General features: G+C 72.6%; 26 protein-coding genes. 8 read left to right on the top strand and 18 right to left on the bottom strand.

From position 1 onward, the window contains the following. Positions 1–12: 12 nt before the first annotated feature. Positions 13–966, top strand: a complete 954-nt coding sequence (locus ACZ61C_RS22195; protein WP_465309590.1) for a sigma-70 family RNA polymerase sigma factor — start codon at positions 13–15, stop codon at positions 964–966. Here ACZ61C_RS22195 and ACZ61C_RS22190 read toward each other — a convergent pair. From ACZ61C_RS22190 to ACZ61C_RS22180, 3 genes are all read right to left on the bottom strand, one after another. Beyond that, positions 938–1,708, bottom strand: a complete 771-nt coding sequence (locus tag ACZ61C_RS22190) for a hypothetical protein (protein WP_465309588.1) — start codon at positions 1,706–1,708, stop codon at positions 938–940. The genes ACZ61C_RS22195 and ACZ61C_RS22190 overlap by 29 nt on opposite strands. A gap of 63 nt (positions 1,709–1,771) precedes the next feature. After that, positions 1,772–2,338: a carboxymuconolactone decarboxylase family protein gene (locus tag ACZ61C_RS22185; protein WP_465309586.1), complete on the bottom strand. Its 567-nt coding sequence runs from the start codon at positions 2,336–2,338 to the stop codon at positions 1,772–1,774. A gap of 22 nt (positions 2,339–2,360) precedes the next feature. After that, on the bottom strand, positions 2,361–3,719 hold the full coding sequence (locus ACZ61C_RS22180; protein ID WP_465309584.1) for an MFS transporter: 1,359 nt from the start codon (positions 3,717–3,719) through the stop codon (positions 2,361–2,363). Positions 3,720–3,743: 24 nt separating this feature from the next. Here ACZ61C_RS22180 and ACZ61C_RS22175 point away from each other — a divergent pair, with 24 nt between their 5' ends. The 4 genes from ACZ61C_RS22175 to ACZ61C_RS22160 all read left to right on the top strand — a co-directional run bounded on the left by ACZ61C_RS22175 (position 3,744) and on the right by ACZ61C_RS22160 (position 6,509). Further along, entirely contained in the window at positions 3,744–4,196 is a 453-nt protein-coding gene (locus tag ACZ61C_RS22175) for a MarR family winged helix-turn-helix transcriptional regulator (RefSeq protein WP_465309582.1), read from the top strand. A 65-nt stretch (positions 4,197–4,261) separates the two neighbouring features. Next, positions 4,262–4,609, top strand: a complete 348-nt coding sequence (locus tag ACZ61C_RS22170) for a VOC family protein (RefSeq protein ID WP_465309580.1) — start codon at positions 4,262–4,264, stop codon at positions 4,607–4,609. Further along, positions 4,606–4,995, top strand: a complete 390-nt coding sequence (locus tag ACZ61C_RS22165; RefSeq protein ID WP_465309578.1) for a VOC family protein — start codon at positions 4,606–4,608, stop codon at positions 4,993–4,995. Before ACZ61C_RS22170 ends, ACZ61C_RS22165 begins: the two co-directional genes overlap by 4 nt. A 98-nt stretch (positions 4,996–5,093) precedes the next feature. Further along, the gene (locus tag ACZ61C_RS22160) at positions 5,094–6,509 is read left to right on the top strand and encodes a serine/threonine-protein kinase (RefSeq protein ID WP_465309576.1); all 1,416 of its coding nucleotides are present in this window, start codon (positions 5,094–5,096) and stop codon (positions 6,507–6,509) included. Between the two features lies 1 nt (position 6,510). On the opposite strand, the gene ACZ61C_RS22155 is transcribed toward ACZ61C_RS22160, so the two are convergent. Further along, positions 6,511–7,041, bottom strand: a complete 531-nt coding sequence (locus ACZ61C_RS22155; protein ID WP_465310206.1) for a DinB family protein — start codon at positions 7,039–7,041, stop codon at positions 6,511–6,513. Positions 7,042–7,099: 58 nt separating this feature from the next. Here ACZ61C_RS22155 and ACZ61C_RS22150 point away from each other — a divergent pair, with 58 nt between their 5' ends. Continuing rightward, the gene (locus tag ACZ61C_RS22150; protein ID WP_465309574.1) at positions 7,100–7,780 is read left to right on the top strand and encodes an alpha/beta fold hydrolase; all 681 of its coding nucleotides are present in this window, start codon (positions 7,100–7,102) and stop codon (positions 7,778–7,780) included. Positions 7,781–7,784: 4 nt separating this feature from the next. Here ACZ61C_RS22150 and ACZ61C_RS22145 read toward each other — a convergent pair whose 3' ends face one another. The 12 genes from ACZ61C_RS22145 to ACZ61C_RS22090 all read right to left on the bottom strand — a co-directional run bounded on the left by ACZ61C_RS22145 (position 7,785) and on the right by ACZ61C_RS22090 (position 20,519). Further along, on the bottom strand, positions 7,785–9,590 hold the full coding sequence (locus ACZ61C_RS22145; RefSeq protein ID WP_465310205.1) for a glycosyl transferase: 1,806 nt from the start codon (positions 9,588–9,590) through the stop codon (positions 7,785–7,787). A 2-nt stretch (positions 9,591–9,592) separates the two neighbouring features. Further along, complete coding sequence (locus ACZ61C_RS22140; protein WP_465309572.1) at positions 9,593–10,687, bottom strand: serpin family protein; 1,095 nt, start codon at positions 10,685–10,687, stop codon at positions 9,593–9,595. A 325-nt stretch (positions 10,688–11,012) separates the two neighbouring features. Then, complete coding sequence (locus ACZ61C_RS22135) at positions 11,013–12,287, bottom strand: deoxyguanosinetriphosphate triphosphohydrolase (RefSeq protein ID WP_465309570.1); 1,275 nt, start codon at positions 12,285–12,287, stop codon at positions 11,013–11,015. Between the two features lie 34 nt (positions 12,288–12,321). Then, on the bottom strand, positions 12,322–12,975 hold the full coding sequence (locus tag ACZ61C_RS22130; RefSeq protein WP_465309568.1) for a YdcF family protein: 654 nt from the start codon (positions 12,973–12,975) through the stop codon (positions 12,322–12,324). Between the two features lie 32 nt (positions 12,976–13,007). Then, the gene (locus ACZ61C_RS22125) at positions 13,008–13,613 is read right to left on the bottom strand and encodes a response regulator transcription factor (protein ID WP_465309566.1); all 606 of its coding nucleotides are present in this window, start codon (positions 13,611–13,613) and stop codon (positions 13,008–13,010) included. After that, positions 13,610–14,815 carry a sensor histidine kinase gene (locus tag ACZ61C_RS22120; RefSeq protein WP_465309564.1) on the bottom strand — a complete coding sequence of 402 codons (1,206 nt, stop codon included), beginning with the start codon at positions 14,813–14,815 and terminating at the stop codon, positions 13,610–13,612. Before ACZ61C_RS22120 ends, ACZ61C_RS22125 begins: the two co-directional genes overlap by 4 nt. A gap of 16 nt (positions 14,816–14,831) precedes the next feature. Next, positions 14,832–15,572 (bottom strand): ABC transporter permease, encoded by a 741-nt coding sequence (locus ACZ61C_RS22115; protein WP_465309562.1) that lies wholly within the window; start codon positions 15,570–15,572, stop codon positions 14,832–14,834. Beyond that, positions 15,569–16,501 (bottom strand): ABC transporter ATP-binding protein, encoded by a 933-nt coding sequence (locus tag ACZ61C_RS22110; RefSeq protein ID WP_465309560.1) that lies wholly within the window; start codon positions 16,499–16,501, stop codon positions 15,569–15,571. The genes ACZ61C_RS22115 and ACZ61C_RS22110 overlap by 4 nt, the downstream gene beginning before the upstream one ends. A gap of 94 nt (positions 16,502–16,595) precedes the next feature. Further along, positions 16,596–17,984, bottom strand: coding sequence for a glycine--tRNA ligase (locus ACZ61C_RS22105; RefSeq protein WP_465309558.1), 1,389 nt, complete (start codon positions 17,982–17,984; stop codon positions 16,596–16,598). Positions 17,985–18,073: 89 nt separating this feature from the next. Next, entirely contained in the window at positions 18,074–18,715 is a 642-nt protein-coding gene (locus ACZ61C_RS22100; RefSeq protein WP_465309556.1) for a class F sortase, read from the bottom strand. Positions 18,716–18,794: 79 nt separating this feature from the next. Next, the gene (locus ACZ61C_RS22095) at positions 18,795–19,433 is read right to left on the bottom strand and encodes a class F sortase (RefSeq protein WP_465309554.1); all 639 of its coding nucleotides are present in this window, start codon (positions 19,431–19,433) and stop codon (positions 18,795–18,797) included. Beyond that, positions 19,434–20,519 carry an LPXTG cell wall anchor domain-containing protein gene (locus tag ACZ61C_RS22090; RefSeq protein ID WP_465309552.1) on the bottom strand — a complete coding sequence of 362 codons (1,086 nt, stop codon included), beginning with the start codon at positions 20,517–20,519 and terminating at the stop codon, positions 19,434–19,436. A 259-nt stretch (positions 20,520–20,778) separates the two neighbouring features. Between ACZ61C_RS22090 and ACZ61C_RS22085 the strand changes: the two genes are divergently transcribed. Then, positions 20,779–21,144, top strand: coding sequence for an ArsR/SmtB family transcription factor (locus ACZ61C_RS22085; protein ID WP_465309550.1), 366 nt, complete (start codon positions 20,779–20,781; stop codon positions 21,142–21,144). Then, positions 21,144–21,557 carry a Fur family transcriptional regulator gene (locus tag ACZ61C_RS22080; RefSeq protein WP_465309548.1) on the top strand — a complete coding sequence of 138 codons (414 nt, stop codon included), beginning with the start codon at positions 21,144–21,146 and terminating at the stop codon, positions 21,555–21,557. Before ACZ61C_RS22085 ends, ACZ61C_RS22080 begins: the two co-directional genes overlap by 1 nt. Before the next feature lie 97 nt (positions 21,558–21,654). Here ACZ61C_RS22080 and ACZ61C_RS22075 read toward each other — a convergent pair whose 3' ends face one another. Next, positions 21,655–22,443 (bottom strand): TIGR03943 family putative permease subunit, encoded by a 789-nt coding sequence (locus ACZ61C_RS22075; RefSeq protein WP_465309546.1) that lies wholly within the window; start codon positions 22,441–22,443, stop codon positions 21,655–21,657. Beyond that, the gene (locus tag ACZ61C_RS22070) at positions 22,440–23,438 is read right to left on the bottom strand and encodes a permease (protein WP_465310204.1); all 999 of its coding nucleotides are present in this window, start codon (positions 23,436–23,438) and stop codon (positions 22,440–22,442) included. The genes ACZ61C_RS22075 and ACZ61C_RS22070 overlap by 4 nt, the downstream gene beginning before the upstream one ends. Positions 23,439–23,541: the final 103 nt, after the last annotated feature.

Here is a 23,541-nt window from a genome sequence, read left to right as displayed (position 1 = left end):
CACACTCGGGGCATGGCCTCCACGCCCACCGCCCAGGACACGCTCGCCGCGCGGTTCGCCGAGCACCGCGGTCACCTGATCGGGGTCGCCTACCGCTTGACCGGCACCCGGGCCGACGCCGAGGACGCCGTCCAGGAGTCCTGGCTGCGGCTGGCCGGGCTCGACGACGCCAGCCGCGCCGCGATCCGCGACCTGCGGGGCTGGCTGACCACGGTGGTCGGCCGGATCTGCCTCGACCGGCTGAAGTCGGCCGCCGCGCAGCGCGAGCGGTACGTCGGCCAGTGGCTGCCGGAGCCGGTGGTCACGCCGTTCGGGCAGCCGGTGAGCGAGGATCCCCTGGAGGTCGCGGTCCGCGACGACGGGCTCCGGATGGCCGCGCTGGTCGTCCTCGACAAGCTGACCCCGGAGCAGCGGGTCGCGTTCGTGCTGCACGACGCCTTCTCGGTGCCGTTCGCGGAGATCGCCGACGCGCTCGGGGTCTCGGTCGAGGCCGCTCGCCAGCACGCCTCGCGGGGGCGCAAGGCCCTCGCCGACGCCGACCCGCCGCCGCGCGCGCCGCTCGAGGACCAGGCGCGGATCCTCGAGAAGTTCGTCACCGCGCTGCAGCAGGGCGACATCCGGGCGATGACCGAGCTGCTCGCCCCGGACGTCGTGCTCGTCGGCGACTCGAACGGCAAGGGCCGCACCACCCGCCAGCTCATCTTCGGCCCGGACAAGATCGCCCGGTTCTTCCTCGGGCTGGTGCGCAAGTACGCCCCCGGCATGGTCGAGCGCGGCGAGGCGGTGCTGGTCAACGGCGACCTGGGGATGTACCTGCCGCCGATGCCCGGCCGCGACGGCTTCCTGGCGCTCGACGAGCACGTGCAGTCGGTGAGCGTCCGCGACGGGAAGATCGTGGCGATCTACGACGTCGTCAACCCGGACAAGCTGGCCCGCATCACGCGTCCCGGAGCCGCGCGGCCGTGATCCCGGCGGCCAGCACCAACGCGGCGAAGGCCGCGTAGCAGGCCAGCGCCCAGCCGGGGCTCAGCGGTGAGTCGGAAAGCACCGCCGCGTTGCCGCCGTCCCGGCCACCGTTGGCGCCGCCGGTGCCGCTGAGGAACTTCGCGGCGACGTTCAGCGGCAGCCACCGGTGGATCGCCGGGCCTGCGTCCGGGATCAGCGCGATCGCGTTCTCCGCGGCGAGCGGGTAGGCGACGAGCAGCGCGACCGCGCCGCCGGTGTGCCGCACGAGCAGGCCGAACCCCGCCCCGCAGACCGCGGTGAGCGCGAACACCGGGCCGGTCCCGGCGACGATCGTCCAGTCCGCGGCGCTGTCGAGCGCGAGGTCGGCGGCGGGCGCGACGAGCCGCGCCACGAGCCAGGCCGCGAAGGCGGCGGCTTCGCCGAGCGCGAACGCGTACCCGCCGACGACCGCCGCTTTCGCCACCAGCACCGGCATCCGGCTCGGCACGGCCTGGAAAGCGGTGCGGATCGTCCCGCTGCGGTACTCGCTCGTCACCGCCAGCGCACCCAGGACCAGCACGGCGACGAACCCGAACGGCGAGCCGAACTGGGTGCTCGCGACCGTCGGCGGCAGCGCCGACTCGGTGGCCGTGGCGGCGGTGAGCACGGCCGGCACGACGAGGGCGCCCAGCGCGAGCAGGCCGCACACCCAGGGTGTCCTGATGCTGAAGAGCTTGATCCGTTCACTGGCTACGAGGTGCATGCCCGGAACGGTCCCGCGGCGGACCCCGGTGGCGCGTCCCACCGGGGTCGGGTTCGGCGGGTCCTACGGGAGCGGGACCCGGCAGGCGTCACCCGAGGTGAAACCCTGGTCGACGATGCCGAGCGCGCTGTTCATCCGGGCCCGGGAGTTCTCCAGCGCGATCTGGTAGGTCAGCTCGAGGACGCCTTCCCGGCCGAACTCGCGCTCGAGCTCGGCGACCTGCTCGTCGGTCACCGTCACCTGCTCGGCGGACATCGCGTCGGCGTAGGCGATCGCGAGCCGCTCCGGCCGGCTGAACGCCTCCGACGTCGCGTAGCCGTCGATCTCCTTCAGCCGCTCGATGTCGAGGCCGTCGTGCTTCTGCAGCATGGTGCCGAAGTCGACGCACCACGAGCAGCCGATCCGGGTCGCGACCCGGTAGACGGCGAGCTCCCGCACGCTCGGCGGCAGCTTCTTCGACGCACGCTCCACCATCAGCTCGTGCACGGCGTTGGCCCGCAGCAGACCGGGGTGGTGCGCGACGACGGCCATCGGCTCCGGCACCGCGCCGTAACGACGGCCGGCGAAGCGGTAGATCAGCTTGAGGAACGGCCCGGCTTCGGTGGTCTTCTTCGCGGCGATGCGAGGCATTTTCCGGTCTCCTTCGTCTCGGTCACGAGGAGGACGAGACGGCGTCCGAAGACGTGACGACCGGCGAAGTGAGCCACGCCACCAGCATCGTCGCGGCCGCCGCGCCGAACACGACCGTGAGGCCCGCCCCGCCCAGCCCGCCGGTCGTGGCCAGCGCGAGCCAGCCGAACACCGCGGCCCCGGCGAGCCCGCCGGCCTGGCGCGCGAAGGTCAGCGACCCCAGGGTGACGCCCATCAGCTCGCGCTTCGCCCGCGTCTGGCCCAGGACGGTGTACGCCGACGTGCAGACGGCGAAAGCGGCGCCGATCGCGAACAACCCGGGCGCGAGCACCCACGGCGTGCCGTCGAAAGCCGCGGAGACGGCGATCGCCGCGAGCCCGGCGGTGCCGAGCAGGCAGCCGAACCGGCCCCACGCCGTCATTTCCGGGTGCCTGCGGGCCAGCGCGGCGAAGGACGCCGAAAGCACGAGCTGCCCGGCGGTCATCGCGACGAGCAGGATCCCGGTGCCGGCCGCGGCGGCGCCCAGCGCGGCGACCAGGGCGACGTAGGTGAACGTGCCGTAGAGCGCCGCGCCCGCCAGGCCGTTGACCAGCGCCGCGCGCGCCAGGACGGCGTCCGCGAACACCTTCGGCGAGATCAGCGGGCTCTTCGCGCGCCGCTGGCGCCGGACGAACAGAACCCCGGCGGCGACGGCGGTCACCACGAGCAGCGGTGTCCACAGTGGACTCCGGGCAAGCGTGTCGACGGTGCCGAGTGCGACCACGGCAGAGCCTGCGGCGGTGAGCAGCAGGCTGCTCACGACGTCGAACTTCTCTTGCGTGCCAAGGCGTTTCGCGGGCAGGCCGCGCAGGCCGAGCACCAGCGCGGGCACGCAGAGCGGCAGGTTGACCAGGAAGATCCAGCGCCAGCCCGGGCCGGCCGCGAGCAGCCCGCCCAGCGGCGGGCCGCCGAGGGTCGCGGCCGCGAACACCGCCGTCTGCCAGCTCTGGCGGCGCAGCAGCTCGTCGCGGTCGAACAGCTCACCGAGCGCGCTCATCGCCGTCACGATCAGCCCGCTGCCACCCAGCCCCTGCAGCGCGCGGGCGGCGATCAGCGAGCCGACGCCGGGCGCGGCGGCGCACCACGCCGAGGCCGCGGCGAACACCAGCACCGACGCGGCGAAGGACACCCGGCGGCCGTAGAGGTCGCCGAGGCGGCCGTGCAGCGGCGTCGCGACGGTGAGGGTCAGCAGGCCGGCCGCGGTGACCGCGACGAGCCCGGTGCGGGCGCGCAGGTCTTCGCCGATCGAAGGCAGGGCGGCGGTGACGACCAGGCCGTCGAGCTGGGCCATGGCCATCCCGAGCAGCAGGCCGGCAAAGGCGAGGTTCCGAGATGTGTGCATAAAGCACACGTTATAGTGTGCCTTATGCACGCATCAAGCCCGGACGGCGGACCGGCCCTCTTCCGCCTGGTCCGCCACTGGGCGCGCCAGTGGGCACCGGACGTCGTCGAGCGTTTCGCCGACGGCGCCCCACCGGCGTGGACGGTGCCGAACCTCTTCGTCATCCAGGCGATCGCCGGGTCGGCGAACGACGAGGTGACGGTCGCCGACGTCGCGCACCAGCTGGGCATCGACCGCTCGGTGGCCAGCCGCATGGTCGGCGAAGCGGGGCGGGACGGCTTCGTCGTGCGCTCGACGTCGGCCCGCGACGCCCGCCGCGCGGTGTTGACCCTGACCGACCCGGCGAAGGGGTTCCTCGAAGCTTCGCGCGCCCACCAGCGTCAGGCGTTCGAGGCACTGGTGGGCCACTGGCCCGAGGAAGATCGCGACCGCTTCGCGGGCTACCTCGGCCGGCTCGCCGACGAAGTCCTCGGGTAGGCCAGGCGCGCCGGCCTGCGGCTCTGACTTGTGCTCGGCGCCGGAACGGGCTTGGGTGGGCCGGTATGAACCCGGGTTCCCAGACGGTCGTCCCGCGGATGGTGGTGAGCGATCTTGTCGCTGCCGTCGCGTTCCTGCGCACGGTCTTCGGCGCGACCGGCGAGGTCGAGGGCGGCCGCCCCGCCGAGATCCGCATCGGCGACTCGCTCGTGCTGGTGTCCGCCGAAGGCGAGCGGGCGCTCTTTCCCGCGTTCCTCTACGTCTACGTCCCCGACGCGGACGCGACGTACCGCCGCGCGCTCGACTGCGGCGCGCAGAGCCTCGAAGAACCGGCGAACATGCCCTACGGCGACCGCCGCGCGATGGTCCGCGACCCGTTCGGCAACGTCTTCCAGATCGCGCAGGCGGCGTGACCGACCGGGTGCCGCACCTGCGCCAGGTCGTCCTCGACACGACCGACGCCCGCGGCCTGGCCGGCTTCTACCGGCGGCTCCTGGGGTTCACCCTCCGCTCGGGCGACGGTGACGACTGGGCCGTCCTCCTCGACTCCGCCGGCGTGCCGCGGCTGGCGTTCCAGCGCGTCGACTCCCTCGAGCCGCCGACGTGGCCGGCCGGGCCGCGGCCGCAGATGCTGCACCTCGACCTGACCGTGGAAACGATGGCCGAGCTGGACGAACAGCACGAGCGGGCCTTGGCGCTGGGTGCGCGGCTGCTGGCCGATCACGCGGACGACCCGGAGGAGCCGTTGCGCGTGTACGCGGATCCGGCGGGCCACCCGTTCTGCCTCTTCGTCGGCTGATTTCGCCGTACCAGGACCGGTTTCCGGGAATGACCGACGTGTAACGCGCTGCCGGTCACCGGGCGACTTCGGGGGTAATCCGCCTGCGAAGGAGCCACGTGGACACCGAATTCGGGCCGTACCGGATCGAGCGGCCGATCGCGCGCGGCGGCATGGGCGAGGTCCTGCGCGCCTACGACACCCGGCTCGACCGGGTCGTGGCGTTGAAGGTGCTGCCGGCCCACCTCGCCGCCGACGAGGAGTACCGCGAACGCTTCCGCCGCGAAGCGCACGCGGCGGCCCGGCTGCGCGAGCCCCACATCGTGCCGATTCACTCGTTCGGGGAAATCGACGGCCGCCTCTACCTGGACATGCAGCTCGTCGAAGGTGAGGACCTGGCGACCCGGCTGAGCACGCGCGGGCCGATGGACCCGGGCGAAGCCGTCGACGTCGTCGGCCAGATCGCGCAGGCCCTCACGGCCGCGCACGCCGAAGGCCTGGTCCACCGCGACGTCAAGCCGTCGAACATCCTCCTCAACCACAACGGGTTCGCCTACCTGGTGGACTTCGGGATCGCGCGCTCCCAGGAGTCGGCGACCGGGCTGACCGGCGCGGGCGCCGCCATCGGCACGCTCGACTACATGGCGCCCGAACGGTTCACCGGCGCCCGCCCCGACCAGCGCATCGACGTCTACGCCCTGACGTGCGTCCTGCACCAGTGCCTGACCGCCACCAAGCCGTTCGCCGCGACCACGGCGGCGTCCCTGCTCAACGCCCACCTGAACGAGCCGCCACCGCGGCCGAGCCTGCTGCGCCCCGGCACGCCGGTGGCCCTCGACGGCGTGGTGGCCCGCGGGATGGCGAAGAGCCCGGACGACCGGTACCCGACCGCCGCGGCGCTCGCGGCGGGGGCACGTGCCGCGCTGGGCTCGGCGCCGCCGCGTCCCGTCCTCGCGCCGCCGCCCGCCGAAACCCGGGCCTTCACCCGGGTCGAACCGGAGGCCGCCGCACCGCGGCGCGGACCGGCTCTCGCGCTCGCGCTCACGGTGGTCGTGCTCATCCTGCTCGGCGGGGTGGGCGCGCTGATCGCCTTGCCCGCGCTGCAGACGCGGACGCCGTCCGGGACACCGACGTCGGCGCCGGTGGCCGCGCCGGTCCGCACCACCGCTCCGGTGGCGGAGACCACCGTGCCCGTCGCGGTGACGACGGCCGGGGCGAGCCGGCCGTCGCCCGGTGACCTGTCCGGGTTCGTCGTCCACTACTACGGGCTGATGCCGGACACCGACGCCGGCTGGGACCTGATCGGCCCGAACCTGCGGCTGCGGACCCGGGACAGCTACGACAAGTTCTGGAGCAAGTTCAGCGGCGCCGAGGTCGTCGGCACGCCCTCGGTCGCCGGCAGCACGGTGACCGCCCGGATCCGGCTGCACTACCGCGACGGCCGCCCGGACGTCACCGAAACCCACGTCCTCGGCCTCGCGCTGCGGGACGACCGGCTGTGCATCGACTCCGACTCGGTGGGCAAGAGCCGCTGAGCTACTCGCCCGTGCTGCCGTCGATCGACTGGCGGATCAGGTCGGCGTGGCCGTTGTGGCGGCTGTACTCCTCGACCATGTGGGCCAGGATCCAGCGCAGGCTGGGCCAGCCACCGTCACGCAACCGCCGGGCCGAGCGCTGGGACAGATCGCCGGTCTCCAGCACGCCCGCCAGCGCCGTCCGCGAGCGGGAAACGGCGTCCTCCCACAGCTTCCGGAGCTCCTCCGGCGAGTCGTCCGCGGCGGATTCCCAGTCCCAGTCCGGAGTTCGCGCCCAGTCCACCGTGGTGAACGGCTCGGCCCGCTGGTGGTCGAAGAGCACGAACGAGAACCAGTTGTCCTCGACGTAGGCCATGTGCTTGAGCAGCCCGCCCAGCGTCATCGCGGCCGGGGCGAGCGTCGTGCGCAGGGCGGCCGCGTCCAGGCCCGCGCACTTCCACGCCAGGGTCGCGCGGTGGTACTCGAGGAACCCGACCAGCGTCGCGGCTTCGTCACCGTCGAAGGGCGGCTCGGGCCGGCCTTGTTCGTCCATTGAGGTCACGACCGCCGACTCTACCGAAAATGTCGGTGCCCTCCGCTAGGTTCCGGGCATGGCTGAATTCGTACTGGTCGCCGGCGCCTGGCTCGGCTCGTGGGCGTGGGACGACGTGGTTCCGGCATTACGCGCGGCCGGCCACGGCGCCCACGCCGTGACCCTCTCCGGGCTCGCCGAACGGCGGGCCGTGCCCGCGGGGCAGCAGACCCACGTGCAGGACATCGTCGACGTCGTCGAGCGTGGTGACCTGCGGGACGTCGTGGTGGTCGGCCACAGCTACTCCGGCATCCCGGCCGGGCAGGCCGCCGAGCGGATCGGCGACCGGCTGCACCGCGCGGTGTTCGTCGACTCGAACGTCCCCGCCGACGGTGAAGCGTTCGCCTCGCACTGGAGCGCCGAGCGGCTGGCCGCCCTCACCGAGAGCGGCTTCTGGCCGCCTTTGACTGCGGAAGACTATGCGGGGCAAGGGCTTTCGGAGGAGCAGATCGCCCGCATCGTCGGCGGCTCGACCCCGCACCCGGCGGCGTCGCTGACCGAACCGGCGGTGCTGGCCCGGCCGCTGGGAGAAATCCCCGCCACGTACATCAAGTGCCTGCTCGACGGCGACACGCCGAGCCCGGACGTCGTCGAGCTGCTCAGGAGCGAACGCTGGCAGCTGGTCGAAATGGACACCGGCCACTGGCCGATGTTCTCCCGGCCCGAAGAGCTGGCCCGGATCCTCGTGGCGGCCGGGTGACCGCTCACGGCGTCAGCGCGCGCACATCCCAGACCCACACCCCGCCGACGAACTCCGCCGGCTTCCGCAGCAGGAGCTCCACAGTGGACTTCAACGCTTCCTGGTTCTGCCGCGGGCCCACCACGAGCACGTCGGCGTTCCACGCGCGCAGGTCCGCCAAGGCCTGCGTGCGGTCGGCTTCGGTGACGTCCGCCGTCTGGCCGGTGCGTTCGACCTCGGCGAAGAGGTCCGACGTCGGCAGCGGCACCGCGCCGTAGCGGCCGCGGCGGTCGTCCGCGGAGGTCGGGCCGACGAAGTACCCCTCCGGCATCGGGTAGCCGAGGCCCGCGTCCACCTGCCAGTGCAACGGTTCCGCCTCACCGGTGCTCGGCAGCGGCACCGGCACGAGCGAGCCGCCGGGAGCGACGAACTGGCGCCAGGTGCCGTCGGCGAAGAACGACGGCGACAGCGGGCGCTCGTGCGTCACCAGCTCCGTCGGGGCGATCGGGAGCAGCACCGCCACCAGCGCGCCGACCCAGACCATGCGCAGCGGGAAGCGGGTCTTGCCCTCCAGGGGCTCCGGCTGTTCGGCCGCCGCCGTCCAGACGCGGTGCGTCGCGATCGCCAGGAGCCCGCCGACCACCGGGATGCAGCCCATCGCGAGCCGGGACTCCAGCAGCGAGTCCAGCAACGGCAGCTGCCCCAGCCACTTCCACAGCCCGGGGATGCCGGTGTCCTCGTGCGCCACCGTGATCTCGACACCGAGGGAAAGGAACGCCATCACGAACATCGTGATCGCGAGCGCTCGCGAAACGACGTCGCGCCACAGCCAGATCGTGACCATCACCATGAGCACGATCAACGGCCAGCCGAAGAACGCGTTCTCCTCGGTGCGGTTCATCGAGACGTCCGCGGCGGCTTCCGGCGCGCCCGCGATCGACTGCGTCGCGAAGCGCGTGAACGCCGCCGTGTCGTTGCCCGCCGGGCCGTGCAGCAGCGAATGGAAGCTCTGCGGGCCGAAGAACTGCCAGTACAACGGGAACCCGGCGATCAGCAGCGCGACGACCGCGCCGACCCCGACGCCCTTGGCCAGCGGCGCCAGCATGCCGCGGATCTCCGCGCGCCGCGGGATCAGGTAGGCGACCGCGAACACGAGGAACGTCAGCGCGAAGATCGCGAGCGGCTCTTCGCCCAGCAGGATCTGCCACGCGACGAGCAGCCCGAGGAAGATCCCGTTGCGCACCGGGCGTTCCCCGCGGGCGATCTGGATCGTCTTGAGCGCGATGAACGGCAGCACGAACAGCACGACGAAGTTCGGGTGCGCGTTGCCGTGCGAGATCATCGGCGGGGCGAACCCGCAGAACGCGCCGCCGATCGCGGCCGCGGTCCGGTTCGGCACCAGGTGCCGGGAAAACACCCAGTACCAGCCGATCGCGGTGCCGGCGAGGCCGGCGGTGAGCACGATCGCCCAGGTCAGCGTCGCGCCGAAGGTGAGCGTCAGCGGGGCGAGCGGGATGTTGAGCCCGAACATCGCCGCGTTGGCCGCCATGTTCACGCCGTGCGGGTAGTTCTGCAGGTCCGTCGTGAAGGGGTTCTGGAAGTGCAGGACGGACTTCGCGACGACCGTCGAGTACCACTCCCACTGGCTCTGGTCGGACGCGCCGTTCCAGAGGTACCCGCGCTTGAGGTCGAACCACAGGCCGTTGTAGAGCAGGATCGTGAAGAGCAGGAAGCCGCCGGCGATCGCGGAGTCCTGCCACGCCCAGCGCTTCGGGGCGGCCAGGGCCTCGGGCGCGGGTGGGACGAGCTCGGGCACGGCTTCGGACTTCAAGCTCACGGTTCGACCACCCTGGCGAAGAAGTAGAGGGCCCCGGTGCCGGTGTGCCGGACCAGCAGCAGGAACGGCCGGTCGACCGTGACGGCGACCGGGGCGTCGGTCATCATCGAGGTCAGGCGCATGGTGAGCGCGGTCGCCGCGGCGCCTTCGAAGCCTTGTTCGTCGACGCGCAGGACGGCCTGGTGCAGCACCTCGGACACCGCGAGCCGCGGGTCCGGGGAGAGCCCGCTCAGGTCGGCCCGGTCGGTGAACATCGTGCGCACGCCGAGGCCCTGCAGCACGCGGGTCAGCTGGCTGGGGATGTCGAGCGAGACCTTCGGGAGGGCGAGCTCGAGCGGCTTGAAGCGGATCTTGCCGAGCAGGCTCGTCAGCGCCGCCTGGTCGAGCGCCGCTTCGGCCTCGGCGAGGTCGTCGTCCGGGAGCAGCACGACGGTCTGCAGGCCGCCCGCCGCGGCCAGCTGCACCGCCTGCCAGCCGCCGGTGTGCGCGTACCCGACGCTCTCGCTCAGCCACATCGTCGGCACGTCGCGCGTGCCGGACGGCGCGTGGAACGGCGCGTCCGAGGTGTTGGCCTCACGGAACGGCTTCATCCACGCGGCCTTGAGGTACAGCGCGTTGACCAGCACGGCCGCGATGCTCGAGTCGATCGAGCCCGCCGGCAGCAGCTCGGGGATCAACCCGTGCGTCGTGCGGCCGACGTCTTCGTTGATCGTCGCCCGGGCGGTTTCGGGCTCCTTCTCGAACGGCGCGCTCGCGACGGCCGCGCCGGGCCACCCGGCTAGCTCCGTCTTGAAGGAGTCCTCGAGCGGGAGGCGGTCGTCGGCCCACAGCGTGTTCGCGACGGCCAGCTCGGGCTGCTGGGCGCCGCGGGCCTCTTCGACGAGCTGAGCGGCGTCCCGCAGGAGCGACGTCTGCTCGGCCGGGTCGCCCAGCAGCGCGACCAGCTCTTCGCGGGTGTCGCCCCGGGCGCCCAGTGCGGCGAGGGTCAGCGCGCTGGCCACCGAATACGGCGAGAAACAGGAGTTCCCGCCGTCGGAGCCGAGGGCCGCGTGGACGGCGAGGGCGAACCTGAGGTGGCTGTCCGTGGCCATGCGGGCGAGACTACCGGAACGGTTCACCCCGTCGACCGGCTACGCGGAACTCCGCCCACGGGTGACAAATCCCCCACCGAACGGCCCATCCCCGGTGCCAGAACCACCCACCCCCCGCGGTCCACCTCCCCACCCGCCCGACACCCGCACCCAGCCGGACGACACGCGCGTGACGGAAGGGGCATCACGCGTGATCCGACAGGCATCACCCGTGATTGAGCGGGCATCGCGGTGATGCCCCTTCAGACACGGGTGATGCCCCGCCAATCACGCGTGATGCCCCTTCAGACACGCGTGATGCCTCGCCGGACACGCGCGGGGCGGGTCAGTGCAGGCGGGTTACGTGCCAGGAGTACCAGACGTGGGCCTGGGCGTCGGTCAGGGAGGCGACCTGGTCGACCACCACGCGCAGCAGGCCGGCGTCGTCCGGTGCGGCGTTCCAGGCCGGGACGAACAGCGGGTCGAGCGACTCCGGGGCCCGGCGCGCCAGGGCGTGCACCAGCTCCGCCAGCAGCTCCCGCTGCCCCTCCTGCATCGCGAGCCGGCGCCGGTCGCTCATCACGTACCGCAGCGCGAGCGCCTTCAGCAGGGCAACCTCCGCCGCGACCTGCTCCGGGACGCAGAGCCGCGCCCGGTAGCGGCCGAGCGGGCCCTCGCCGAACTCCGCCCGCGTGCCGGTGACCGCCGCCGTCGTGAAGCGGCCGACCAGCTCGCTCGTCAGCCTCTTCAACGCCACCTGGGCGCCGGGTGAGCCGTCGGAGCCCGCCTCGATCACCGCGGCCACCACCGGCAGCGCCAGCAGCTCCTCGGCCGCACCCTCCAAAGTGGACACCGACTGGCCGGAGAAGTGCTTCGCGGCGGCCGCGGCGACGGCCGCGCGTTCGTCCGGATGAGCCAGCACCCCCAGCTTGATCCGGCCGGCCAGCACCCCGTCCTCGACGTCGTGGACCGAATACGCGACGTCGTCGGCCCAGTCCATGATCTGGGCCTCGAGGCACGTCCGCTCCGCCGGGGCGCCTTCGCGGAACCACTCGAACACCTTGGCGTCGTCGGCGTACACCCCGTACTTCGCCTGGCCGGGCTTGCGCACCCACGGGTACTTCGTCGTCGCGTCCAGGCACGCGCGGGTCAGGTTGAGGCCGGACGTCGCGTCGCCTTCCAGGAGCTTCGGCTCCAGCCGGGTGACGATGCGCAGCGTCTGCGCGTTGCCCTCGAACCCGCCGCACGCGGTGGCGACCTCGTCGAGCGCGCGCTCGCCGTTGTGCCCGAACGGCGGGTGCCCGATGTCGTGCGCCAGCCCCGCGGTGTCGACGAGGTCCGGGTCGGCGCCCAGCTCCTCGGCGATGCCCCGGCCGATCTGCGCGACCTCCAGCGAGTGCGTCAGCCGGGTGCGCGGGACGCCGGTGACCTCCGCGCCCTCCCCCGGCCCGACCACCTGGGTCTTGCCGGCGAGCCGCCGCAACGCCGCCGAGTGCAGCACGCGGGCCCGGTCGCGGGAGAACGCGCTGCGCCCGTCCGCGCGCGTGCCGGGCAGCGCCGCGCCCTTCGCCGGTTCCGGCAGCAGGCGGGCGGTGTCGTGCTCGGTGTAGCCGTCGTTCACCCGCTCAGCTTAGGCGGGCGGACCGACAAGAACGTCAGCCGAGGAACGTGGCGAACAGGTCGTCGGCCGGGGTCTTCGTCAGCCGGTAGTACAGCAGCGCGCCGGTCTCGCGGACGATGTAGCGCACCTGGGTGACGCGCTCCTGCACGATCGGCCCGCTGTGCGTCGGCGCGGTCCAGGCGTCCAGGCCCAGGTCGTCGGCCATGGTCCGGGCGCGGAAGGAGTGCCACGGGTCGCTGACCAGCACCGCCGTGCGCCAGCCGCGCGCCTCGACCTGCCCGGCGACCGCGCGCAGGCTCCGCAGCGTGTCGCTGCCCTCCCCGACGGCCAGCGTCGCCGTCGCGGGGACGCCACGCCGGGTCAGCCACAGCTGCCCGGCCCGGGCCTCGGTGAAGTTGTCTTCGGCCTTCTTGCCGCCCGCGGTCACGATGGTCTTCGCGACACCGGCGTCGTAGAGCTGCTTCGCCTTGGTCAGCCGCGCGGCGTAGATGTCCGACGGCTTGCCGTTGTACTGGGCCGCGCCGAGCACGACGATGACGTCGGCCCGCGTCCGGTCGTTTTCGCGGGCGACCTGCCAGATCCGGAACGCCGTGCCGCCGACGAGCGCGAGCAGCACGAGGACCGTGCCGAGCGCGATCCGGCGCGCCCAGCTCGCGCGCGACGGCTTCCTGCGTTCAGCGGTACCCACCCGGCCCATCTTGTCAGACCGCCGCCGGCCGCTCAGAGCCAGCCGCGCTCCTCCGAGACCCGCACCGCTTCGGCCCGAGTGCGAGCGCCGGTCTTGCCGATCGCCGCGGACAGGTGGTTGCGCACGGTTCCTTCCGACAGGTGCAGCGCGCGGGCGACGTCGGCGACCGTGCTGCCGTCCTTGGCTTCCCGCAACACGTCCCGCTCCCGCCCGGTGAGCGGGCTGGCGCCGGTGGCGAGCGACTCGGCGGCCAGCGCCGGGTCCACCACCCGGAGTCCACTGTGGACTCGCCGGACGGCTTCGACGAGCTGCTCGGGCGGCGCGTCCTTGACGACGAACCCGGCCGCGCCCGCCGCCATCGCGCGGGCGAGGTACCCGGGCCTGCCGAACGTCGTGCAGATGATCACCCGGCACGACGGGAGCGCGGCCCGCAGCTCGGCGGCCGCCTCCAGGCCGTCCTTGCCCGGCATCTGCACGTCCAGCAGGGCGACGTCGGGCTTGGCCTCGCGAGCGGCGGCCACCACCTCGTCGCCGGAGCCCACCTGCCCGACCACCTCGATGTCGGATTCGAGGCCGAGCACGGTCGCCAGCGCGCCGCGCACCATGGCCTGGTCGTCGGCCAGCAACACCCGGATCAAGCGAGTCCTCCCGCGGGTTCGGCGCGCACGGCCGGGGCCGTGGCGCGAGGTTCCGGCTGCGGGGCCTCCGCCCGCACCAGCAATCCTCCCCCGGGCCGCACCGACGTCCGCAGCGTCCCCCCGACCGCGGCCAGCCGCTCGGTGAGCCCGCGCAGGCCGTTGCCCGCGACGACCTCGGTGGCGGTGCCGTCGTCCTCGATCTCCAGCCAGGTGTCGCCGAGCTTCACCTTGACCTGCTTGGCCCCCGAGTGCCGCAGCACGTTCGTCACGGCTTCGCGCAGCACGTACCCGAAGGTGTTCTGCAGCTCCGGCCGGACGTTGTCGACGGCGTGCGGCAGGTCGGCGTCGATCTCGGCGGCCCGCAGCGCCGCACGGGCCCCGGCGACTTCGGCGGAGAGCGACACCTCGCGGTACTCCGACACGGTCGCGCGGACGTCGGAGAGCGCGCTGCGCGTGAGGCTCTCGATCTCGCGGATCTCCTCGACCGTGCGCGGGATGTCCCCCGAGCTCTCCAGCACCCGCCGGGCCAGCCCCGCCTTGACGGTGATCGTGGTGAGGCTGTGCCCGAGCAGGTCGTGCAGGTCGCGGGCGACGCGCTCGCGTTCGTTCGCCACCGCCAGGGTGGCGATCTCCTCGTTGGCCAGCTGCAGCCGCCGGATCGCCCGGATCAGGCTGGACATGAAGAACATCGCCATCGTCACCGAACCGACGGTGATCAGGTCGCCGTAGTTGTCACCGAACCGGCCCTCCAGCAGCAGGATCCCGGCCCCGAGCAGCAGAGCCACGCCGTCGAGGACGACCACCCAGGCCAGCGGCAGCAGGAACACCAGCGCCGCGGTGCCGTAGAGCATCACGAACGGGCTGGTGTCCGCCGCCGCGACCACGGCCAGCCCCAGGCCGAGCATCCACAAGCTGTAGGCGAAGCGGACCGGCCGGCTGCGGTCGAACGCCACCGGGAAGAGCGCATAGGAGACCGCGACGCCGTAGATGAGCACCCACAGCACCACCACGCCGGGCGTCACCTGGTCCACGGCCAGCAGCCGCTTCGTCGCCGGGATGAGGTACGGCAGGGTGAACACAACGGACAGGACCGGCCACCGGAGCTTGTCCGGCCCGCTCCGGCCCCGGTTGGGCGGTGGGTCCTCCCACCACGTTTCCTTCGTGCCCAGCCCGTGCTTCCGGTTCACGTCGTCGTCGGCCATCTTTTCCCTCCGGCCCTCAGACGCGGGCGCTGTCCTTACGGTAACGCCTGATCACCAGGGCTCCCAGCACGACCGTCCACGCCGCCAGCACCCCCGCGGCCTGCGGCAGCGACACGACCATGTCGGTGGTCACCGCGGGCCGGGCCAGCTGCAGCACCCAGTAGGTCGGCATGATCTGCGCGACGTCGTGCAGCCAGCCGGGCATGCCCTCGATCGGGATCCACAGCCCGCCCAGGAAGCCCATGCCGAGGGTGACCAGCATGCTGATCGGCTGCATCGACTCCGGCGTGCCGAACTGCCCGATCAGCAGGCCGAGCAGCACCAGCGGGATGGTGCCGAGCCAGATCCCGGCGAAGATCCGCACCCAGCCGCCGGCGTCGAGGTGGACGCCCTCCATGGTCACGGCGAGCAGCGGCACGAGGATCAGCGCGGGCAGCCCGACGAGCATCCCGGACAGGCCCTTGCCCGCCAGGTAGCCGGTCCCGGTCAACGGGGTCAGCCGCAGCTGCCGCTGCCAGCCGAGCGCGCGCTCCAGGGCGAGCCGGGCGCCGCTGGTGTTGGCCGCGGCGAACGTCCCGAAGGTCATCATGTTGATCATGATCACGGCGGCGATCTGCGCGTGGTCGGGCGCGTCCGCCTTGACGAAGACGTTGGTCTGCAGGAGAAACATCAGCACCGGGAAGGCGACGACGAAGATCAGGAACCGCGGCGCCCGGAAGTTCCGCCGGATCTCGGTGAACAGGTAGGTGGCGTTCATCGCACGGCCTCCGCGGTGTCGTCGGCGGTCAGGGAAAGGAAAGCGCCTTCGAGGCCGACGGCGCTGATTTCGACGTCGTGCACACCCGGGACGGCGGACTTGAGTGCCCACAGCGTCGCGTCGGAGTCGCCGCTGGAGATCGCGACGCGGTCGCCGCGCAGCTCGAACTCCTTGACCCCCGGAAGTGCCGCGATCACGGCTTCGGTGGCGCCCGGCACGGCGGCCCGCACGGTGCGGCCCCCGGCCAGCGCGCGGACCTCGGCGACCGAGCCGTCGGCGACGATCCGGCCGCGGCGCATCAGCACGACCCGGTCGGCGAACTCCTCGGCCTCTTCGAGGTAGTGCGTGGCGAACAGGACCGTGCGGCCGGACTCGGTGAAGGCGTACATCGACTGCCAGAACTCGCGCCGGGTGCCGACGTCCATCGCGGCGGTCGGCTCGTCGAGCAGCAGCAGGTCGGGGTTGCTGACCAGGGCGACGGCGAAGCGGACCCGCTGCTTCTGGCCGCCGGAAAGCTTGTTGGCGCGACGGCCGGCCAGCTCCCCGATCCCGGCCGCCGCCAAGGCCTCGGCCACCGGCATCGGCTTGCGGTGCAGCGCCGCGACCATGCCGACGGTTTCCCCGACGGTCAGGTCGTCCATCAGGGCGCCGCCCTGCAGCATCGCGCCGATCAGCCCGGCGCGGACGGCGTCGATCGGCTTCCGCCCGAACACCCGCACCTCACCCGCGTCCGGGGTGGTCAGGCCGAGGATCATGTCGACGGTGGTGGACTTGCCCGCGCCGTTGGGGCCGAGCAGGGCGACCACCTCGCCCGGGGCGATGGTCAGGTCGACGCCGTCGACCGCGTGCACGTCGCCGTAGTGTTTCCGCAGGCCGGTGAGGTGGACCGCGGCCCCCGCCGCGACCGACCGGATGTCTGTTTCTCGCATACCCCCAGGCTGCCGCCCGGGAGGCCCGGGACCCCAGACCGTGCGTCACGTCCTGGCCGTGACAGGTGTCAGGGGTACCCGGGCTCCGGGTGGTTCAGCAGCCGATCAGGCGGCCCGCCAGGTAGGCCTCGAGCTTGTCGATCGCGATGCGCTCCTGCGACATCGTGTCGCGCTCGCGCACCGTCACGGCGTTGTCCTCGAGCGAGTCGAAGTCGACCGTGACGCAGTACGGCGTACCGATCTCGTCCTGGCGGCGGTAGCGGCGGCCGATCGCCTGCGCGTCGTCGAAGTCGACGTTCCAGTGCTTGCGCAGGGTCGCGGCGACCTCCCTGGCCTTCGGGGTCAGGTCGGCGTTGCGCGACAGCGGCAGCACCGCGACCTTGAACGGCGAAAGCCGCGGGTCGAGCTTCAGCACGACGCGCTTCTCGACGCCGCCCTTCGCCGTCGGCGCCTCTTCCTCGTGGTAGGCGTCGACCAGGAAGGCCATCATCGACCGGCCGACACCCGCCGCCGGCTCGATGACGAACGGCCGGTAGCGCTGGCCGGACGCCTGGTCGAAGAACGACAGGTCCACACCCGAGTGGTTCGAGTGCGTGGTCAGGTCGAAGTCGGTGCGGTTGGCGATGCCCTCGAGCTCACCCCACTCCTGCCCGGCGTTGAACGCGAACCGGTACTCGATGTCGACCGTGCGCTTCGCGTAGTGCGAGAGCTTTTCCTTCGGGTGCTCGAAGTGGCGCAGGTTCTCCGGCTTGATGCCGAGGTCGGTGTACCACTCGGTGCGCTGGTCGATCCAGTACTGGTGCCAGGTCTCGTCCTCACCCGGCTCGACGAAGAACTCCATCTCCATCTGCTCGAACTCGCGCGTCCGGAAGATGAAGTTGCCCGGCGTGATCTCGTTGCGGAACGACTTGCCGATCTGGCCGATGCCGAACGGCGGCTTCTTCCGCGACGTCGTCTGCACGTTGAGGAAGTTGACGAAGATGCCCTGCGCCGTCTCCGGGCGGAGGTAGTGCAGGCCCTCTTCGGACTCCACCGGGCCGAGGTAGGTCTTCAGCATCATGTTGAAGTCCCGCGGCGCGGTGTACTTGCCGCGCGTGCCGCAGTTCGGGCAGGGCACGTCGGACAGGTCGTCCTCGGAGGTCTCCTTGCCGCTGCGCGCCGCGTACTCCTCGGCGAGCTGGTCGGCGCGGAACCGCTTGTGGCAGGACAGGCACTCGATGAGCGGGTCGGTGAACACGTTGACGTGCCCCGAGGCCACCCACACCTGGCGCGGCAGGATGACCGACGAGTCGAGGCCGACGACGTCGTCCCGGCCCTGCACGACGGTCTTCCACCACTGGCGCTTGATGTTGTCCTTCAGCTCGACCCCGAGCGGCCCGTAGTCCCACGCCGAGCGGGTACCGCCGTAGATCTCTCCGCTGGGGAAGACGAAACCACGGCGCTTGCACAGGCTGACTACGGTATCGATGGTGTTCGTGGGCACTCCACGCTCCGGAAAGCTTGCGGGGACGGTTGGCGGACTAGAACCTCCAGGGTATCCGCCGAGGCCCACCGGTTTTCGCCCAGGTGAGCCTACGGCCGGGTCACCAGCGACGCCGTCACGACGCGGTTGTCCTCGTAGCCCTCCTTGCCGCCGACGTACTCGCCGCCGCAGGTGACCAGGAGCAGCTTGTGCGGGCCGTCCGGGTCGAAGAGCTGCTCGGAGCGGCCGGCCAGCTCGGACTTGTGCACCGTCTCGGTCTTGTCGATCCGGTACACCCAGGCACCGCCGGCGGCGTCGGTCAGCTTCACCTCTTGGCCCTGCTTGACCTGCCACAGTTCGGTGAACGGCCCCTTCGAGCCCTTCCAGTTCACGTGCCCGGACAGCAGCGCGACGCCGTGGTCCGCGCCCAGCTTCGCGCCCCACCAAGCCGCTTCGCCGAGGCCTTCGGGGATCTTCAACGCGCCGTCGGCGTCCAGGTCCTCCTGGACCAGCTTCGCGGTGCCGCCGCCGGGCACCGCCAGCGTCGCGGGGGCCTGACCGGTGTCCTGCTTCGCCGGCTGGTCCGCGGCCGCGACCGGCGTCGTCGTGCCGTTCGCGCCGGCGGGTTCATCCTTTCCGGTGAACACGAGCAGGGTCGCGACCAGCGCCGCGATCACGAACGCGCCGGCCACGCCGACGATCCACCAGCGGCCGGTGGCCTTCTTCCGCTCCACCGGGTTCTGCTCCTGCATGCGCCTGTGCTCCTTCACTCCGTGACCAGGGCACAGACAGACATGCCGTGCCGGGCGGAGAAGGTTGCACCGGAGTCGATCAGCCGGTCGGACGCGTCACCAGGGTGGCCGTGACCAGGCGGTTCTCGTCGTACCCCTCGGTGCCGCCGACGTAGTCGCCACCGCAGGTCACCAGCACCAGCCGGTGCGGCCCGTCCTGGCCGAACCACTTCGCGGCCTGCGCCGGCAGCGCCTCCTTCGGCAGCGTGACGACGTCGTCGACCCGGTAGACCCACCGGCCGCCCCGCGCGTCGACGACGCTGACGTCGTCCCCGTCCCGCATCCGCCAGAGCTCGTCGAACGGCCCGCGCTGCCCCTCCCAGTTCACGTGCCCGGACAGCAGCGCGGCGCCCCGGGCCGCGCCGAGCTTGGCGCCCCACCAGGCCGCGTCACCCAGGCCGCGCGGGATCGGCAGCACGCCGGTGCCGGTGAGCTCGGTGCGGACCAGCCGGGCGGTGGCGCCGTCGGGTAGCCGGACCGTGCCCGGGCGCTGCTGCGCGGCGGACTCGCTGTCCGCGGGCAGCACGGCGGGGGCGGCGTTCTCGCCCGGCAGCGTGCCGGGGGGCGGCGCCGCGGCCGGCGTGGCCGTCGGCGGGAGCCAGGTCAGCAGGATGACGCCGGCGGCGAAGGCCGCCACGGCCAGCGCCGCCGAGACGGCGGCCAGCCCGGTGCGGAGCACCTAGTCCGTCCCGGACTTGCGCCGCCTGCCGAGCAGCAGCGCGACCGCGGCGAAGAACACCCCACCGAAGAGCAGGCCGATGCCCAGCGGGACGCGCGAGCCGTCACCGCCGGTGTCCGGCGCGGCCGCGCCGAGGTACCCGGCCGGGACCTGCGTCGGCACCGCGGCCTGGGAGGCGGTCGTGCCGCCCGCGGGGCCGCCGGCCTTCGCGACGAACCCCTTCGGGACCGAGCAGCTGACCCCGCCGAGCACGATGGTCGTCACGACGTCCTGCAGCGCGGCGCCCGCGGCGTCCTTGACGTGGGTGGTGATCTCGACCCGCCAGCCGGCGACGGCGGTGAAGTCGCCGCCGCGCCAGCCGTCCTGCCGGATCAGCTGGTCGAACGCGGCGACGCGGGTCAGCTTCAGGTCGGAGACCGTGGTGGCCTCGGCGGCGTTCTGGATGTCACCGGGCGGCCCGAGGCGCAGGTTCTGCAGCTGGAGGCCGGCGTTGCCGCCGGGCATCGGGACGATGCCGAGCGAGCCGTCCGCCTGGCGCACCCACAGCCGGGCGACCGAGGACGTGCCGGTGAGCTTGGCCGGGCCGGTGCAGTCCACGGCGGTCTTCGCGCCTTCCAGCACGAGCACGGTGTTGTCGATCGGCTTCGCGCCGCCCTGCCAGGTGTCGCGCAGCGCGTAGTTCGTCTCCGCGACGGCGGTGGGCACGGTGGTCGCCTGCAGCGCGGCGACGACGTTGTGGTCCCGGCTCGCGACGCCCGACGGGTACGGGTCGCCGTTGCTGTAGCGGCCGAGGTCGATCTGGTAGTGCCCGCCGAAGGTGTTCCGCTCGCCGTCGTCCTTCGGCACCGAGACGCGGTCCGTGCCGAGCTTCGACTGGCCGGGCAGCAGCGGTGAGCGCTGGGTCTCGGTGATGAGCGCGCCGCCGCGCTGGCCCTCGCTGCCGATCCGGACGGACGCGATGTTCGCGAACGCGACCGGCCCGGTCTTCTCGTCGACGGCCTGGCTCTGCGCACCGGCCACCCCGGCTCCGACCAGCGGGAACAGGACGGCCGTCAGCACGGCTGCCTTGGTCACGAAACGCGTCATGTCTCCCCACTGCTTTGCTCAGGGCGGGTCGCCGGCGTACGAGAAGCGACGAAACGCTCCGCGACAACCTTGCACCGTCGGCCACTACATGCGAAGCCGAAGAGCCAATATCCCACGAACTCACCCGAATGGAGCAATACGACCGGCCGTACCCCGCAGAGACCGGTGACGGACGGGGCACCCGGCCGGGGGAACACTAGGATGGGCGACGCCGTTGTCGGTAATGACTACGGAATTCATGGTCACGGGGGAGGCGGTTATGGCGACGGTGGCCGGGAGCGGCGCCCAGCCGGCACTGGCGGAGTGCGCCCCGGCGGCGGCCGCGCCACCGGCGCACCCGCCGGCGGCGGTCCTGTCCGACGCGGGTGACCTCCTGCGCGCGCTCGCCGCGCCGGTCCGGATCGCGATCGTGCTCCAGCTGCGCGCGGCCGACCGGTGCGTCCACGAGCTGGTGGACGCCCTCGACGTCGCGCAGCCTTTGATCAGCCAGCACCTGCGGGTGCTGAAGACGGCGGGAGTGGTCCAGGGCGAGCGCCGCGGCCGCGAGGTCGTCTACCGCCTCGCCGACGACCACCTGGCGCACATCGTCGTCGACGCCGTCGCCCACGTGCAGGAAGGAAAGTGATGAACGCCGTCGCCCCGCGCGGCCAGGCCCCGGTGCCGGGCCGCCGTTCGACGAAGCAGCGGGCCGCGGTCGTCGAGCTGCTGAGCACCGTCGACGACTTCCGCTCCGCCCAGGAACTGCACGACGAGCTGCGCAAACGCGGCGACGGCATCGGCCTGACGACGGTGTACCGCACCCTGCAGTCCCTGTCGGAGGCCGGCGAGATCGACGTCCTGCGCACCGACTCCGGCGAGGCGATCTACCGCCGGTGTTCGGCGCACCACCACCATCACCTGGTGTGCCGCGTCTGCGGCCGGACGGTGGAGGTCGAGGGCCCGGCGGTCGAGCGCTGGGCGGAGAAGATCGCGGCCGAGCACGGCTTTTCGGAGATCTCCCACACGGTGGAGATCACCGGCACCTGCGCCCGCCACTGACTCTCGGGCTGCTGTCGGCCCGCGGCTACGTCGTCCGCCCGAGGTACGCGAGTCGTCCGGCTGGGTGCGTGAGGCGGCCGGGTGGGGGTGGCCGGGGCTAGTACTCGTACGGGTCCTTCGGGGCCGGGACCGTCGTGACCGAGGCCGGGGTGAAGTCCGGGGTGTAGCTGTTGGCCTTGGTCGCCGTGCCCGGGACCACCTGGCCCGTCACCTGGATCCACGCGTCGCTCGCGAGGTGGTCGGCTTGGCCGTCGCGGAGGCGGACCGTGACCGGGAACGCGTCGGCCGCGCAGCAGCTGATCACCAGGCGGGCCAGCAGCGTCGCGCCGTCGGTGTGGACGATGAAGCCGGTCAGTGAGACCGTGCGGCCGTTGAGCGTGCCCGCCGCGTCCCAGCCCGCTCGGCTGACGAACTCGTTGACCGCCAGCGGGACGACGTTCCCCGCCGGCAGCGGCGGGAAAGCCGCCGCATTGGCCGCGGCCGCGCTCGCCGGCACCCGGGCTTCGGTGCGGATCACGGAGTCGGCGCCCAGCGCCGGTGGGGCGACCAGGAACACCGCCAGCACCGGGACCAGCAGCAGCCACGCCGGGCGGGCGGAGTGTGAGTGACCGTCACCCGCGCCGTGGTCGCTGCCGTCGAGATGGCCGCCGTCCGAGTCACCCGCGCCGTTCGGGCGCCCCTCCGCCGCACCGCCGGACTTGCCGCGCGCCGCCAGGAGGTCGCGGACGATTGCCACCGCTCCGAGCAGCACCATCACCGCGCCGCCCGTGATGATCCAGGGCTGCTGGGCCGGCTTGACGTACCTCAGGTAGTCGCCGTTCGCCGCGATCTTGATCAGCGCGCCGCCCAGGAGGAGCAGCAGGATGTTCTGCGTTTCGCGCTTCACGACACCCCCACCACCAGCCCGGCCACGACCGCGCACCCCACGGCCACCACGAACGTCGCCGGGGCGAAGCGGGTCGCGAACGAGCGGCCGAACGTGCCCGCCTGCAACGCGAACAGCTTCACGTCCACCGCCGGCCCCACCACCAGGAACACCAGCTTCGGGAGCATCGGCATCGCCGTCAGCGACGCCGCCACGAACGCGTCCGCCTCGCTGCACAGCGCCAGCACCACCGCCAGCACCGCCATCACCACGATGCCCAGCACCAGCTGCTCGCCCAGCACCCCGAACCAGCGGGCCGGCACCAGCACGTTCAGCGCCGACGAGATCAGCGCGCCCAGCACCAGGAAACCGCCCGCCTCGACCAGGTCCGTGCGGGCCGTCTCCGCGAACACCCGCCACCGCTGCCCGCCGGCCACGTCCGGCAGCCGACGCAGTGCACGCGAAGTGATCCACTCGAGCTTGCCCCAGCGGGCCCACAGCCAGCCCATCACCATCGCCGTCGCCAGCGACCCCGCGAACCGGGCCAGCACCATCTCCGGCCGGCCCGGGAACGCGACCGCGGTGGCCACCAGCACCACCGGGTTCACCGCCGGCGCCGCCAGCAGGAACGTCAACGCCGCCGCCGGCGCCACGCCCTGCCCCATCAGCCGGCGCGCCACCGGCACCGACGCGCACTCACAGCCCGGCAGCGCGACCCCCGCGAGCCCGGCGACACCCACGGCCGCACCCGCTCGCCGCGGCAGCACCTTCTCCAGCACCCGCGCGGGCACGAACGCCGCGATCGCCCCGCTGATCAGCACCCCCAGCACCAGGAACGGCAGCGCCTGCACGCAGACGGCGACGAACACCGTCGAGCCCGTGCGCAACGCGGGCACGTCGAACGCCTGCTGCAGCCAGCCCTGGCCGAGGATCGCGACCAGCAGGATCGCGCACAGCACTTCGACCGAGCTGACCCGGAACCGCCGGGTGCGCCGGGCGCCGGAAGTGGAAACCATGTTCACGGCGACGACTATGCCAGGGCCCGCCGACAAGACGCGGCCGCGTGCGCCGCGAACGGTCGGATCCGGTCCGTTTCGGCCCGGAATCCACCGTTCGCGG

This window comes from Amycolatopsis sp. NPDC104587 (genome assembly GCF_055583645.1).
This window is presented reverse-complemented; position numbering and strand designations above follow the sequence as displayed.

Bases quoted from the DNA above. Each gene is read 5' to 3' on its own strand.
- ACZ61C_RS22180 (WP_465309584.1), bottom strand. From the start codon at position 3,719: ATGCACACATCTCGGAACCTCGCCTTTGCCGGCCTGCTGCTCGGGATG.
- ACZ61C_RS22115 (WP_465309562.1), bottom strand. From the start codon at position 15,572: ATGAACGCCACCTACCTGTTCACCGAGATCCGGCGGAACTTCCGGGCG.
- ACZ61C_RS22080 (WP_465309548.1), top strand. From the start codon at position 21,144: ATGAACGCCGTCGCCCCGCGCGGCCAGGCCCCGGTGCCGGGCCGCCGT.
- ACZ61C_RS22195 (WP_465309590.1), top strand. From the start codon at position 13: ATGGCCTCCACGCCCACCGCCCAGGACACGCTCGCCGCGCGGTTCGCC.
- ACZ61C_RS22155 (WP_465310206.1), bottom strand. From the start codon at position 7,041: ATGGACGAACAAGGCCGGCCCGAGCCGCCCTTCGACGGTGACGAAGCC.
- ACZ61C_RS22185 (WP_465309586.1), bottom strand. From the start codon at position 2,338: ATGCCTCGCATCGCCGCGAAGAAGACCACCGAAGCCGGGCCGTTCCTC.
- ACZ61C_RS22070 (WP_465310204.1), bottom strand. From the start codon at position 23,438: ATGGTTTCCACTTCCGGCGCCCGGCGCACCCGGCGGTTCCGGGTCAGC.
- ACZ61C_RS22140 (WP_465309572.1), bottom strand. From the start codon at position 10,687: ATGGCCACGGACAGCCACCTCAGGTTCGCCCTCGCCGTCCACGCGGCC.
- ACZ61C_RS22090 (WP_465309552.1), bottom strand. From the start codon at position 20,519: ATGACGCGTTTCGTGACCAAGGCAGCCGTGCTGACGGCCGTCCTGTTC.
- ACZ61C_RS22175 (WP_465309582.1), top strand. From the start codon at position 3,744: ATGCACGCATCAAGCCCGGACGGCGGACCGGCCCTCTTCCGCCTGGTC.
- ACZ61C_RS22120 (WP_465309564.1), bottom strand. From the start codon at position 14,815: ATGGCCGACGACGACGTGAACCGGAAGCACGGGCTGGGCACGAAGGAA.
- ACZ61C_RS22100 (WP_465309556.1), bottom strand. From the start codon at position 18,715: ATGCAGGAGCAGAACCCGGTGGAGCGGAAGAAGGCCACCGGCCGCTGG.
- ACZ61C_RS22190 (WP_465309588.1), bottom strand. From the start codon at position 1,708: ATGCACCTCGTAGCCAGTGAACGGATCAAGCTCTTCAGCATCAGGACA.
- ACZ61C_RS22110 (WP_465309560.1), bottom strand. From the start codon at position 16,501: ATGCGAGAAACAGACATCCGGTCGGTCGCGGCGGGGGCCGCGGTCCAC.
- ACZ61C_RS22150 (WP_465309574.1), top strand. From the start codon at position 7,100: ATGGCTGAATTCGTACTGGTCGCCGGCGCCTGGCTCGGCTCGTGGGCG.
- ACZ61C_RS22170 (WP_465309580.1), top strand. From the start codon at position 4,262: ATGAACCCGGGTTCCCAGACGGTCGTCCCGCGGATGGTGGTGAGCGAT.
- ACZ61C_RS22085 (WP_465309550.1), top strand. From the start codon at position 20,779: ATGGCGACGGTGGCCGGGAGCGGCGCCCAGCCGGCACTGGCGGAGTGC.